Source organism: Streptomyces sp. SID486 (genome assembly GCF_009865385.1).
GTDB lineage: Bacteria > Actinomycetota > Actinomycetes > Streptomycetales > Streptomycetaceae > Streptomyces.
In genome coordinates this window covers 1-13,045 of record NZ_WWJT01000388.1, presented here as the reverse complement: position 1 = coordinate 13,045, position 13,045 = coordinate 1, and the positions used below count along the sequence as shown (strand labels likewise).

Below are 13,045 nucleotides of genomic sequence, written 5' to 3'. Positions count from 1 at the left end.
CGCCCCCCGGCCGGCCCGGCGGCGCGCGGCCCCCCGGCGCGCAGTCCCCAGGCGGAGCAGGCATCGCAGAACCGGAAAGGCAGACCCTATGACCCGGGTGCTCGTGGTCGACGACGAGCCGCAGATCGTGCGCGCCCTCGTGATCAACCTCAAGGCGCGCAAGTACGACGTCGACGCGGCCGCCGACGGCAGGGCGGCCCTCGAACTGGCCGCGTCCCGGCACCCCGACGTGGTCGTGCTCGACCTCGGGCTGCCCGACATGGACGGCGTCGAGGTGATCAGGGGCCTGCGCGGCTGGACCCGGGTACCGATCCTGGTCCTGTCCGCCCGTCACTCCTCCGACGAGAAGGTCGAGGCGCTGGACGCGGGCGCCGACGACTACGTGACCAAGCCGTTCGGCATGGACGAGCTGCTGGCCCGGCTGCGGGCCGCCGTCCGCCGGGCCGAGCCGGTCGGACCCGGCGAGGACGACCTGACGACCGTGGAGACCGAGGGCTTCACCGTCGACCTCGCCGCCAAGAAGGTCAACCGCGGCGGCAAGGACGTCCGGCTCACCCCGACCGAGTGGCACCTGCTGGAGGTGCTGGTCCGCAACACCGGCCGGCTGGTCAGCCAGAAACAGCTGCTCCAGGAGGTGTGGGGGCCGTCGTACGGCACCGAGACCAACTACCTGCGGGTGTACATGGCCCAGCTGCGCCGCAAACTGGAGGCGGACCCCTCGCACCCGGAGCACTTCATCACCGAGCCGGGGATGGGGTACCGGTTCGAGAAGTGAGCTGCCTTACAGTGCTGTCGGTCCTCCCCGGTACGCTTCAGATATGACTGCTGTTCCTCGTTCCGAAAAGCCGGCCGGCCGGTTCCGGCGCATGCTCGACCGGCTCTCCTCGTCGCAGGAGGACCTGGAGTCCGAGGAGCTGCGCGAAGACGCGGAGACGGTGGGCTGCACGAAGATCGGTGACTGTCAGGACCGGCAGATCGTCACCGTAACTGGTACCTTGCGCACGGTCACTCTGCGTCCGCGTGCCGGAGTCCCGGCCCTGGAGGCAGAGCTGTTCGACGGCTCCGCCGCGCTGGATGTGGTGTGGCTCGGCAGGCGCTCCATCGTGGGCATAGAACCGGGGCGCAAGCTGCTCGCATCGGGCCGGATCTCGATGAGCCGAGGCCGCCGGGTGCTGTTCAACCCGAAATACGAACTGCGACCCCTCGGACGGGAGTAGCCGGTGACGTCCCTCGACAAGCCGACCGAAGACACCGACCAGACACAGCCTCACGACGCCCGCGCGGTGACCGAGGCGGCGCTGTTCGAGGCGTTCGGCGGGGTCCGCGGCATGGTCGAGACGGTCGTGCCGGGCCTCCTCTTCGTCACGATCTTCACGATCGACAAGGATCTGCACCTGTCGGCGATCGCCGCGCTCGCGGTGTCCGTCGTCCTGGTCGTGGTCCGGCTGGCCATGAAGGACACCGTCAAGCACGCCTTCAGCGGTGTCTTCGGCGTGGCCTTCGGTGTCGTCTTCGCGATGTTCACCGGCAACGCCAAGGACTTCTACCTCCCCGGCATGCTCTACACGCTGGGTCTGGCGCTGGCGTACATCGTCACGACCATCGCCGGGGTGCCCCTGATCGGCCTCATCCTGGGCCCGGTCTTCAAGGAGAACCTCTCCTGGCGCACCCGGAACCCCGGCCGCAAGAAGGCGTACGCCAAGGCCAGTTGGGCCTGGGGCCTGATCCTGCTGGCCAAGTGCGCGATCCTCTTCCCGCTGTACTGGTGGGCCGACACCACCCAGCTGGGCTGGGTCCTGGTGATCCTGAAGATCCCGCCGTTCCTGCTCGCCGTCTGGCTGACCTGGGTCTTCCTGGCCAAGGCGCCGGCCCCCATCGACGTCTTCGCCGAGATGGAGGCGGAGGAGAAGGCCGAGGAGGAGCGGAAGGCGGCCCTGGCCGCGGAGGGCGGCGAGACGCCGGGCCCCAGGCACCGCCGCCAGGCGTGAGCCGGCCTCCCGGTCACACCGGCACCGGTCCTCCGGTCACCTCCGCGCCGGCCTTCCGGTCGCACCGGCACCGGCCTTCCGGTCACACCGGCACCGGTCCTCCGGTCACCTCCGCGCCGGCCTTCCGGTAGCACCCGTACCGGTCCTCCGGTCGCACACGCGGAAGGGCGCCCCTGCCAGCAGGGGCGCCCTTCACCGTCGTACCGCCGGAAGAAGGCGTCAGGCCTCGTCGCGGCGTACCGACAGCAGTTCCTCCAGCTGTTCCTCCCGGGCCTGCGCGGCCACGAACAGCAGCTCGTCGCCGGCCTCCAGGGAGTCGTCCTTGGAAGGGGTCAGCACGCGGGTACCGCGGATGATCGTGACCAGGGAGGTGTCCTGCGGCCACTCCACGTCACCGACCTGCGTACCGGCCAGGGCCGACTCCTCGGGCAGGGTCAGCTCGACGAGGTTGGCGTCGCCGTGGCTGAAGCGCAGCAGCCGGACCAGGTCGCCGACGCTCACCGCCTCCTCGACCAGGGCGGACATCAGACGCGGCGTGGAGACGGCGACGTCGACGCCCCAGGCCTCGTTGAACAGCCACTCGTTCTTGGGGTTGTTGACACGCGCGACGACGCGCGGAACGCCGTACTCCGTCTTGGCGAGCAGCGAGACGACCAGGTTCACCTTGTCGTCGCCGGTCGCGGCGATCACGACGTTGCAGCGCTGCAGGGCCGCCTCGTCCAGGGAGGTGATCTCGCAGGCGTCGGCGAGCAGCCACTCCGCCTGCGGGACGCGCTCGACCGAGATGGCGGTAGGCGCCTTGTCGATCAGCAGCACTTCGTGGCCGTTCTCCAGCAGCTCGCCCGCGATCGAGCGGCCGACGGCGCCGGCTCCGGCAATGGCGACCCTCATCAGTGACCGCCCTCCTCTTCCGGGCCACCGGCGAACGCCGCTTCGACCTTCTCCACGTCGTCCGTCCGCATCATCACGTGCACGAGGTCGCCCTCCTGCAGCACCGTCTGGGAGGTGGGCAGGACCGCCTCGCCCAGGCGGGTCAGGAACGCCACCCGGACGCCCGTCTCCTCCTGCAGCTTGCTGATCTTGTGCCCGACCCACTTCGCGGAGGCGTGCACCTCGGCGAGCTGCACCCCGCCGGTGGGATCGCGCCACAGCGGCTCGGCCCCGGACGGCAGCAGGCGGCGCAGCATCTGGTCGGCGGTCCAGCGGACCGTGGCCACGGTGGGGATGCCCAGGCGCTGGTAGACCTCGGCGCGGCGGGGGTCGTAGATGCGGGCGGCCACGTTCTCCACGCCGAACATCTCGCGGGCCACGCGCGCGGAGATGATGTTGGAGTTGTCACCGCTGGAGACGGCGGCGAAGGCGCCGGCCTCCTCGATGCCCGCCTCGCGCAGGGTGTCCTGGTCGAAGCCGACCCCGGTGACCCGGCGTCCCCCGAAACCCGGGCCCAGTCGGCGGAAGGCGGTGGGATCCTGGTCGATCACGGCGACCGTGTGTCCCTGTTGCTCCAGGGTCTGGGCAAGAGCGGAACCCACTCTTCCGCAGCCCATGATGACGATGTGCACGACCGTCCTTCCGGTGTCCAAAAGTTACTGCTCAGCATCAGGGTCTCAGACCGACGCCCAAAGCTACACACGGGCGCCGGGCGGTGGACACCCATGTGCCGGAGGCGGCGGCGGGAGCCGTCTGCGAGTGATGCTGCGCACGCTGCACAGGGTCAGGATTCCGAGGCAGGCCAGGGCGAGCACCGCCCCGATCAGCTCCGCGGTCGCGGGCATGGAACCTCCGAAGTGCGATGACATACGGGGTTTGCCATCTAGGCACGAGGGGCACACCATCCACGGATTCCGCAGTTCCGCGCGTCCCCGTTTTCACTCGGGAGGCATATCCGGCCCGCCGGGTGGGCGGCTGCCTGTTCGAAGGCTTACGATCCTCTCTCGTGTCCAAACTGACCGACGTGCCCAAACGGATCCTGATCGGGCGCGCCCTGCGCAGTGACCGGCTGGGCGAGACCCTCCTGCCGAAGCGCATCGCACTGCCCGTCTTCGCTTCCGACCCGCTGTCCTCCGTCGCCTACGCGCCGGGAGAGGTCCTGCTGGTCCTGTCCATCGCGGGCGTGTCGGCGTACCACTTCAGCCCCTGGATCGCCGTCGCGGTCGTCGTGCTGATGTTCACCGTGGTCGCCTCCTACCGCCAGAACGTGCACGCGTACCCGAGCGGCGGCGGCGACTACGAGGTCGCCACCACCAACCTGGGCCCCAAGGCCGGCCTGACCGTGGCCAGCGCCCTGCTCGTGGACTACGTCCTGACCGTCGCCGTCTCCATCGCCTCCGGCATCGAGAACCTCGGCTCGGCGATCCCGTTCGTGGTCGAGCACAAGGTGCTCTGCGCGGCCGCCGTGATCGTCCTGCTGACGCTGATGAACCTGCGCGGTGTGAAGGAGTCGGGCAAGCTCTTCGCGATCCCGACGTTCGTGTTCGTCGGCGGTGTCTTCGTGATGATCCTGTGGGGCGCGTTCCGGGGCCTGGTCCTCGGCGACACCATGCGCGCCCCGACCGCCGACTACCACATCAAGGCCGAGCACCAGGGGCTCGCGGGCTTCGCGCTCGTCTTCCTGCTGCTGCGCGCCTTCTCCTCCGGCTGTGCGGCCCTGACCGGCGTCGAGGCGATCTCCAACGGCGTCCCGGCCTTCCGCAAGCCCAAGTCCAAGAACGCGGCGACCACGCTCGCGATGATGGGCCTGCTGGCCGTCACCATGTTCTGCGGCATCATCGCCCTGGCGATGACGACCAAGGTGCGCATGGCCGAGCACCCGGCCACCGACCTCATCCACAACGGCAGCCCGGTCGGCTCCGGCTACGTCCAGAACCCGGTGATCTCCCAGGTCGCCGAGGCGGTGTTCGGCAAGGGCAGCTTCCTGTTCATCCTGCTGGCCGCCGCCACCGCCCTGGTGCTGTTCCTGGCGGCCAACACGGCGTACAACGGCTTCCCGCTGCTGGGCTCGATCCTCGCCCAGGACCGCTACCTCCCGCGCCAGCTGCACACCCGCGGCGACCGCCTCGCCTTCTCCAACGGCATCGTGCTGCTCGCCGGCGCGGCGGCCCTGCTGGTGGTCATCTACGGAGCCGACTCCACCCGCCTGATCCAGCTGTACATCGTCGGCGTGTTCGTGTCCTTCACGCTCAGCCAGACCGGCATGGTCCGGCACTGGAACCGGCACCTCGCCGTCGAGAAGGACCAGGCCAAGCGCCGCCACATGGTCCGCTCCCGCGCGATCAACACGTTCGGCGCCTTCTTCACCGGCCTGGTGCTCGTCGTCGTCCTGGTCACCAAGTTCACGCACGGCGCCTGGGTGGCCCTGCTCGGCATGTGCATCTTCTACGCGACCATGACCGCGATCCGGAAGCACTACGACCGGGTCGCCGAGGAGATCGCCGCGCCCGAGGGCCCCAGCGACGACCTGGTCCGTCCGTCCCGCGTGCACTCGGTGGTCCTCATCTCCAAGATCCACCGCCCCACCCTCCGTGCCCTGGCCTACGCCAAGCTGATGCGCTCCGACACCCTGGAGGCGCTCACCGTCAACGTCGACCCGGCGGAGACCAAGGCGCTGCGCGAGGAGTGGGAGCGGCGCGGCATCGACGTACCCCTGAAGGTCCTGGACTCGCCGTACCGGGAGGTCACCCGTCCGGTGATCGAGTACGTCAAGAGCCTGCGCAAGGAGTCCCCGCGCGACGCGGTCTCCGTGATCATCCCCGAGTACGTGGTCGGCCACTGGTACGAGCACCTGCTGCACAACCAGAGCGCCCTGCGCCTGAAGGGCCGCCTGCTCTTCACCCCCGGCGTCATGGTGACCTCGGTGCCCTACCAGCTGCAGTCCTCCGAGGCGGCCAAGCTGCGGGCCCGCAAGCGGCAGGAGTGGAACGCGCCCGGCGCGGTCCGGCGGGGCCCCGCGGCGGACCGCCCCAAGGAGCCGTCCGCCAAGGACTGAGGCGAGGACCGAGGCCGGGCGGGAAGGCCGTAGACTGGTGGGCTGTTGTCCGGCCCACCGGTGTGCGCCGGCCCGCTTCCCCTCGTCACCGCTCTCCGAACCTCTTCGATCTGGAGTCACCCCACCATGCAGACAGAACCGAGCCAGTCTCTGGTGGGCGAGGAGTACGAGGTCGAGATCGGCCCCGTGGCCCACGGCGGCCACTGCGTCGCCCGTACGTCCGAGGGCCAGGTGCTCTTCGTCCGGCACGCCCTGCCCGGCGAGCGGGTCGTGGCCCGGGTGACGGAGGGGGAGGAGGGCGCCCGCTTCCTGCGCGCCGACGCCGTGGAGATCCTCGAGGCGTCCAAGGACCGCATCGAGGCGCCCTGCCCCTTCGCCGGGCCCGGCCGCTGCGGCGGCTGCGACTGGCAGCACGCCAAGCCGGGAGCCCAGCGCCGCCTCAAGGCCGACGTCATCGCCGAACAGCTCAAGCGGCTCGCCGGGCTCACCCCCGAGGAGGCCGGCTGGGACGGCACCGTGCTCCCGGCCGAGGGCGACAAGCTGCCGGCCGGCCAGGTTCCGCAGTGGCGCACCCGCGTCCAGTACGCCGTCGACGCGGACGGCAACGCCGGTCTGCGCCGCCACCGCTCGCACGAGGTCGAACCGATCGACCACTGCATGATCGCCGCGGCCGGTGTCAGCGAGCTGGGCATCGAGGACCGGGACTGGTCCGGCATGGCCTCCGTCGAGGCGATCGCCGCGACCGGTTCGCAGGACCGCATGGTGATCCTGGAACCGCGCCCCGGCGCCCGGCTGCCGCTGGTCGAGCTGGACAGGCCCGTCTCCGTCATGCGGGTGGACGAGCGGGACGGCGGCGTCCACCGCGTCCACGGCCGCGGGTTCGTGCGCGAGCGCGCGGACGACCACACCTACCGGGTCGGCAGCGGCGGCTTCTGGCAGGTCCACCCGAAGGCCGCCGACACCCTGGTGAAGGCCGTCATGCAGGGCCTGCTGCCCCGCAAGGGCGACATGGCCCTGGACCTCTACTGCGGCGTCGGCCTCTTCGCCGGGGCCCTCGCCGACCGCCTCGGCGAGAAGGGCGCGGTGCTCGGCATCGAGTCCGGCAAGCGGGCGGTGGAGGACGCGCGGCACAACCTGGCAGGCTTCCCGCGGGTCCGCATCGAACAGGGCAAGGTCGAGTCGGTCCTGCCGCGCACGGGCATCACGGAGGTCGACCTGATCGTCCTCGACCCGCCCCGCGCCGGCGCCGGCCGCAAGACGGTCACCCACCTCACCTCCCTCGGCGCCCGCCGCATCGCCTACGTCGCCTGCGACCCCGCCGCGCTGGCCCGGGACCTGGGCTACTTCCGCGAGGGGGGCTACCGGGTGCGGACGCTTCGGGCGTTCGATCTGTTCCCGATGACGCATCATGTGGAGTGCGTGGCTATTTTGGAGCCTGCTGCGAAGGGGCTCTGACCTGCGATTCTTCTGAGTTGCTCAGGAACTGCCACGTGGGCTCGACCTGTTTCCCGGAATACACCACATAGAGCCGGCACTTCCAGCTCGCGGCATCGGTGACCTGCGGTCTCGTCACGTCCAGCAGTTGGCCCTCCTGGATCGGGCACGCCAGGAGCAGCTCGTGGTGCATTGTCTTGACGCTGCACCATCTCCATGGGCGGGCCGCTGGCGGCAAGCCGGCCGTGGTCGAGCACGTAGAGGGGGTCGCAGTAGTTGGCGGCGGGGTTCAGGTCGTGCAGGGCCACGACCACCGTGGCCTGCAGGTGGCGCAGCGTATTCAGGGCGTCCAGCTGGTGACGGATGTCGAGGTGGTCGGTCGGCTCGTCCAGGACGAGGGGGGGAGGACCGCTGGGTGAGGACGCGGGCGATGGGGACAGGCTGGCGTTCGCCGTCGGAGAGTCGGTCGAAGGGGTGATCGGCCAGGTTGGTGGCGTCCACCGCGTCCAGGGCCGTCTCGATCAGTTCGGCGTCCTCGGGGGTGTCGCCGTCGAGCAGGCGTTTGTGCCGGGAGCGGCCCCTCGCGAGGTGTCGTCGGGCCGCTGAACTCAGGGGTCCGGGCACGGGGAACGACCCCGCCGTCCCTCATGTACGCGTACACGTCGGAGGCGATTGTTGTTCGATCTGCTTGGGCTTCACGTCGGTGGCCCGCAGATCGTTCGTGCTTAGCAGGGGCGGGGCGGCGAAGCTGGTGGTCAGGTAGCGCGCGGGGTCAGTGAGGCTCCAGCCGACGACGGTGCCGTGCCGGACGAGGAGCGCCACGTCGGGGGTGCTGCCGACGCCGGCTTCCAGCGGTCGTCGAGGACGTCGAGGTCACGCAGGCAGATCAGCACGGTGTTCCCGGGAGCGCGGCGCAGCACCGTGCACATCTCTTGCTGGAAGTCCCGGGCCTCATGCGCGCGGAGCCCGCCGTGGCGCACGGCGGGTGTGGGCGGCAGGCGTGCGGTGTTCTGGGGTCGGGCGGTCCTGGCTGCCCGCCTTCGGCCTTCATCCTTCCAGCAGATCGCTGACGTATTCGCAGAGCTGAGGGGGAAGGTCCCCGAGGGGGATCTCGCGCAGGGGGGAAATGTCGTCAAGACGGACGTGGCCGGTGGATGTGAGTTCGAAAATGGCGTGCAATTCGGATTCCAGAGCGGCTTTCTCCTTTTCGGAGGCGGCGGTTGCCGCCAGCAGCGTCGCCAGAGCTGACACCTGGGCAGGCGCTTATGCAGCCACGTGGTCGGTCACTTCATCGGCCGCGCTTTCTCGGGCTCGCGCATCGGTTTCCAGGATCGTTCGCGCAACTCTGAGGAATTTCGTGAGACTTCAATCCGAAACACCCGTTCGTAACCGGTACGGACCTAGAAATTGCGCTGGTCAGGGTATGTGCGTGGGTGAGCCGCAGCCGTATTGTAGTGCGGACTGCTCTTCTCCAATCTCGCCGAGGACGGCATCTAGGTCGTCGATCGATGTTCTCCACAGATCGTACTATCCGCAGCTCTTCGAGGGGTCTGAACAGGATGTGAACGCTCCCCGGTTCACCGGGCGATTCCTTTAGGAAACGGTGGGTGGACTCAATCGCGAAGAATTCCTCGTGAGTGAGACGTGGGTTCTCAAGTCGACCGGCCGATCGATCAAGGAATTCTCTTCTGTCGCAATCTCGCTTTTATTGGCAATGGGCGGAACGAAGAGGAAGACCCGATCGCCTCTGTGCTGCGCGAGGATTGGGAAGTTCTCGGAGTCGAAGGCTTCGGTGAATCGAAAGGAATGAGGCACGTGACGGCAGCACAGCTTTGCCGCGAAGGGCTCCTGAGCTGCGGTTTTCCTGAGCGCATCGCCTGTGGTGTGGGCGTTGCGGGCGATGTCCTGACGCTGAGATGACGGCTCGCGACGCTCGTTCTGACGGGGTGCGCTGTCCTGGTGGTCCGCCGTTGTGGCGGCGTCCTGGTGCCGGCCGCCGCGGGAGCGCGAGAGAGCGGACGCCCGCCGGTCACCGCCTCGGTCCCGGTGCGGCGGACCCGCGGCGTGCCGGCCGCGAGCCCAACCGTCCGCCGCCGGTACGGCGCTGCGGTGCCCCCCCGTCCGCCGCCCGGTACGCCGGTGCCGCGAGCCCCCCGTCCGCCGCCCGGTACGTCGGTGCGGTGAGCGGCTTGGTGGTGTCTTTGACGAGATCACAGGACTGGAAAGCCGGTCGGGGGCAAGGAGCGTGGGGTGACTCGTATGGCAATCGTCCTCCTGACCCTGGCCGCCGGCGCGGCGGCGGCCGTCGTCGCGGCCGGTGTCTCGCCCTGGTGGTGCTGGGCCGCCGTACCGCTCCTCCTGCTGGGTCTGCTGGGCGCGGCGGACCTGCTGCAACGCCGGCATTCCGTGCTGCGCAACTATCCCGTGCTGGGCCATGCCCGCTTCCTCCTGGAACGCATCCGCCCGGAACTGCAGCAGTACTTCATCGAGCGGAACTACGACGGCCGCCCCTTCGACCGCGACGTGCGCACCATCGTCTACGAGCGGGCGAAAGGCACGGACGCCGAGCAGCCGTACGGCACCGAACGGGACGTGTACGAGACCGGCTACGAGTTCCTCGTGCCGTCGATGGCCCCCCGCCCGGTGCCCGACACACCCCCGAAGGTGCGCATCGGCGGCCCCGACTGCACCCGCCCCTACGACATGGCGCTGCTGAACGTGTCGGCGATGAGTTTCGGCTCCTTGTCGGCCAACGCGGTACTCGCCCTCAACGGGGGCGCGGCGGCCGGCGGCTTCGCCCACGACACCGGTGAGGGCGGCCTGTCGGAGTACCACCTGAGGCCGGGCGGGGACCTGGTCTGGGAGATCGGCACCGGATACTTCGGCTGCCGTACCCCGGACGGCGACTTCGACCCCGCCGAGTTCGCCGACAAGGCCGCGCACGAAAACGTCAAGTGCGTGTCCCTGAAGCTCTCCCAGGGCGCCAAACCGGGCATCGGCGGTGTGCTGCCCGGCGCGAAGGTCAACGCCGAGATCGCGCGGGTACGGGACGTGCCCGAGGGGCAGACCGTGATGTCACCGCCGTACCACAAGGTGTTCTCCACTCCGCGCGAACTCGTCCGCTTCATCGCCCGGATGCGCGAGCTGTCCGGCGGCAAACCGACCGGGTTCAAACTGTGCGTGGGATCGCGCCGGCAGTTCCTGGCCGTGTGCAAGGCCATGCTCGAGGAGGGCACGGCCCCCGACTTCATCGTCGTGGACGGCGGCGAGGGCGGTACCGGCGCCGCCCCCCTGGAGTTCGCCGACCACGTGGGCGCCCCGCTGACCGAGGGCCTGCTCACCGTGCACAACGCCCTCGTCGGCACCGGCCTGCGCGACCGCGTCAGGATCGGGGCGAGCGGCAAGATCGCCACCGGTACCGACCTGGTCAAACGCCTGGTGCAGGGGGCGGACTACGGCAACGCGGCGCGGGCGATGATGTTCGCCGTCGGCTGCATCCAGGCCCAGCGGTGCCACACGAACACCTGCCCCACCGGCATCACGACCCAGGACCCCTGGCGCGCCCGCGCCCTCGACGTCCGCGACAAGACCCCGCGCGTCCGGCGCTTCCAGGAGGCGACCGTGGCCAGCGCCCTGCAGATCATGGCGTCCATGGGCGTCACCGATCCCGCCGAGCTGCGCCCCCACATGCTCCGCCGGCGCATCGACCCCCACACCGAGCGCTCCTACGACGAACTGTACGAGTGGCTCGAACCCGGGCAGCTGCTCGTCGAGCCGCCGGCCGCCTGGGCGGTCGACTGGAAGACCGCCGACCCCGACCGATTCACCGTCTGATCCGGAGGACTGAAGTGGCCCGTACCGTCGCCCGCGTCATCGTGGACGCACTCAGCGAACTCGGCGTACGCCAGGTGTTCGGCGTGGTCGGAGACGCGCTCAACCCCCTGACCGACGCCATCCGCAGCACCGGGGACCTGGAATGGGTGGGCTGCCGGCACGAGGAGGCGGCGGCGTTCGCCGCGAGCGCCCAGTCGCAGCTGTCGGGCACCCTCGGCGTCTGCATGGGCACGGTCGGCCCCGGCTCCGTCCACCTGCTCAACGGGCTGTACGACGCCGCCAAGAGCCACACCCCCGTCCTGGCGATCGCCGGGCAGGTGCCGCTCGCCGAACTCGGCAGCGACTACTTCCAGGAGGTCGACAACGACGCCCTCTTCAACGACGTCGCCGTCTTCCGCGCCACCGTCACCTCTCCCGACCAGCTGCCGCAGATGCTGGAGACGGCGGTCCGTCACGCCCTCGGCCGCAAGGGGGTCGCCGTCCTGAGCATCCCCGGCGACGTGGGCGAGCGCGAACTGGACAACGACCGACCGGCCCGGTTCTCCCTGAACGCCCCGCTCAGCAGGCCGGAGGAGTCCGCCGTGCGCACGGCGGCCGAACTCCTGGACCGCTCCGAACGGGTCACCCTGCTCGTCGGGCGGGGCGCCCGCGGCGCCCGCGAGGACGTGCTGACCCTCGCCGACCGGCTGGCCGCGCCGATGGTCCTCACGCTCAAGGCGAAGGAGGGCTTCGAGGGCGACACCAACCCCTTCCAGGTCGGCCAGACCGGGCTGATCGGCAACCCGGCCGCGGCGTCGGCCCTCCAGGACGCGGACACCCTGCTGCTGCTGGGCACCGACTTCCCCTACCGGGACTGGTATCCCGAGGGCAAGACCGTCATCCAGGTGGACACCGAGGCCGCGCACATCGGGCGCCGGGTACCGGTCGACGCCGGTCTCGTCGGCGACACCGGCGTCACCGTCCGCGACCTCCTCACCCACCTCACCGCCGCCCCCGCCGGGACGGAAGGCGCCCGGGACCGCTCGCACCTGGAGAAGGCCCGTGAGCGCTTCTCGCAGTGGCGCGAGAGCCAGGCGCGGCTGGCCGATCCCGCCCACGACAAGGGTCTGCTCGGCCGGCTCCGCTCCTCGCTGGACAACCGCACCCACGACATCCGGCCGGAGGCGCTGGCGGCGGTGGTGGACCGGCTGGCCGACGACGACGCCGTCTTCACCTCCGACACGGGCATGGCGACGGTGTGGCTCTCGCGTTTCGTCGAGATGCGGGGCGATCGGCGGCTCATCGGCTCCTACAACCTCGGCTCGATGGCCAACGCGATGCCGCAGGCACTGGGAGCCCAGTGCCTGGACCGGGCGAGGCAGGTCGTCGCCTTCTGCGGGGACGGCGGGCTGAGCATGCTCCTCGGCGACCTGATGACCCTGAAGACGCAGCGCCTCCCCGTGAAGCTCGTCGTCTTCGACAACCGCCGCCTGGGCATGGTCAAGCTGGAACAGGAACAGGTCGGCCTCCCGGAGTTCGGCACCGTCCTGGACAACCCCGACTTCGCCGCCGTCGCCACGGCCATGGGCATCACCGGCATCCGGGTGACCGACCCGGCCGAACTGGAGAAGGCCGTGGCCCGCGCCTTCGAGATCCCGGGGCCGGTCCTCCTCGACGTCCTCACCAACCCCGACGAGGTCGCGGTGCCCGCCAAGCCGACCGTCGAGCAGGGGTGGGGCTTCGCGGTGGCCAAGGTCAAGGAGATGGTGCGCAGCCACGGGGACGACGGTACGAGCTGACCCGGCGAGCTGACCCGGCGAGCTGA

General features: G+C 70.1%; 11 protein-coding genes and 1 pseudogene. 8 read left to right on the top strand and 4 right to left on the bottom strand.

What is annotated here, in order from left to right:
• Positions 1-88: 88 nt before the first annotated feature.
• The 3 genes from GT045_RS18245 to GT045_RS18235 are packed head-to-tail and all read left to right on the top strand — an operon-like array spanning position 89 to position 1,988.
• Positions 89-775 (top strand): response regulator, encoded by a 687-nt coding sequence (locus GT045_RS18245; protein ID WP_161290401.1) that lies wholly within the window; start codon positions 89-91, stop codon positions 773-775.
• 43 nt (positions 776-818) lie between these two features.
• The gene (locus GT045_RS18240) at positions 819-1,217 is read left to right on the top strand and encodes an OB-fold nucleic acid binding domain-containing protein (protein WP_161290399.1); all 399 of its coding nucleotides are present in this window, start codon (positions 819-821) and stop codon (positions 1,215-1,217) included.
• A gap of 3 nt (positions 1,218-1,220) precedes the next feature.
• Positions 1,221-1,988, top strand: a complete 768-nt coding sequence (locus GT045_RS18235; RefSeq protein ID WP_161334816.1) for a DUF3159 domain-containing protein — start codon at positions 1,221-1,223, stop codon at positions 1,986-1,988.
• 219 nt (positions 1,989-2,207) lie between these two features.
• On the opposite strand, the gene GT045_RS18230 is transcribed toward GT045_RS18235, so the two are convergent.
• Both GT045_RS18230 and GT045_RS18225 read right to left on the bottom strand, forming a co-directional pair.
• Positions 2,208-2,879, bottom strand: a complete 672-nt coding sequence (locus tag GT045_RS18230; protein WP_161297839.1) for a TrkA family potassium uptake protein — start codon at positions 2,877-2,879, stop codon at positions 2,208-2,210.
• Entirely contained in the window at positions 2,879-3,550 is a 672-nt protein-coding gene (locus tag GT045_RS18225) for a TrkA family potassium uptake protein (protein ID WP_161297838.1), read from the bottom strand. Before GT045_RS18225 ends, GT045_RS18230 begins: the two co-directional genes overlap by 1 nt.
• Before the next feature lie 374 nt (positions 3,551-3,924).
• Between GT045_RS18225 and GT045_RS18220 the strand changes: the two genes are divergently transcribed.
• Positions 3,925-5,973, top strand: coding sequence for an APC family permease (locus tag GT045_RS18220; RefSeq protein ID WP_161297837.1), 2,049 nt, complete (start codon positions 3,925-3,927; stop codon positions 5,971-5,973).
• A 126-nt stretch (positions 5,974-6,099) separates the two neighbouring features.
• Positions 6,100-7,428 carry a class I SAM-dependent RNA methyltransferase gene (locus GT045_RS18215; RefSeq protein WP_161297836.1) on the top strand — a complete coding sequence of 443 codons (1,329 nt, stop codon included), beginning with the start codon at positions 6,100-6,102 and terminating at the stop codon, positions 7,426-7,428.
• Positions 7,429-7,613: 185 nt separating this feature from the next.
• Here GT045_RS18215 and GT045_RS39840 read toward each other — a convergent pair.
• Together GT045_RS39840 and GT045_RS18210 are read right to left on the bottom strand one after the other, a co-directional pair.
• Positions 7,614-7,995, bottom strand: a pseudogene (locus GT045_RS39840) (ABC transporter ATP-binding protein); the annotation flags it as partial.
• Positions 7,996-8,454: 459 nt separating this feature from the next.
• Positions 8,455-8,658 (bottom strand): hypothetical protein, encoded by a 204-nt coding sequence (locus GT045_RS18210; RefSeq protein ID WP_161334815.1) that lies wholly within the window; start codon positions 8,656-8,658, stop codon positions 8,455-8,457.
• A 393-nt stretch (positions 8,659-9,051) separates the two neighbouring features.
• On the opposite strand from GT045_RS18210, the gene GT045_RS18205 reads away from it, so the two are divergent.
• The 3 genes from GT045_RS18205 (at position 9,052) to GT045_RS18195 (ending at position 13,019) form a co-directional block, all read left to right on the top strand.
• A complete protein-coding gene (locus tag GT045_RS18205; RefSeq protein WP_161334814.1) occupies positions 9,052-9,327 on the top strand; it encodes a hypothetical protein in 276 nt (91 codons plus the stop codon).
• A gap of 330 nt (positions 9,328-9,657) precedes the next feature.
• On the top strand, positions 9,658-11,241 hold the full coding sequence (locus tag GT045_RS18200) for an FMN-binding glutamate synthase family protein (protein WP_161334813.1): 1,584 nt from the start codon (positions 9,658-9,660) through the stop codon (positions 11,239-11,241).
• Between the two features lie 14 nt (positions 11,242-11,255).
• The gene (locus GT045_RS18195; protein WP_161334812.1) at positions 11,256-13,019 is read left to right on the top strand and encodes a thiamine pyrophosphate-dependent enzyme; all 1,764 of its coding nucleotides are present in this window, start codon (positions 11,256-11,258) and stop codon (positions 13,017-13,019) included.
• Positions 13,020-13,045 lie beyond the last annotated feature (26 nt).

Coding starts and splice junctions, on each gene's coding strand:
- GT045_RS18240 (WP_161290399.1), top strand. CDS start 819: ATGACTGCTGTTCCTCGTTCCGAAAAGCCGGCCGGCCGGTTCCGGCGC.
- GT045_RS18215 (WP_161297836.1), top strand. CDS start 6,100: ATGCAGACAGAACCGAGCCAGTCTCTGGTGGGCGAGGAGTACGAGGTC.
- GT045_RS18230 (WP_161297839.1), bottom strand. CDS start 2,879: ATGAGGGTCGCCATTGCCGGAGCCGGCGCCGTCGGCCGCTCGATCGCG.
- GT045_RS18245 (WP_161290401.1), top strand. CDS start 89: ATGACCCGGGTGCTCGTGGTCGACGACGAGCCGCAGATCGTGCGCGCC.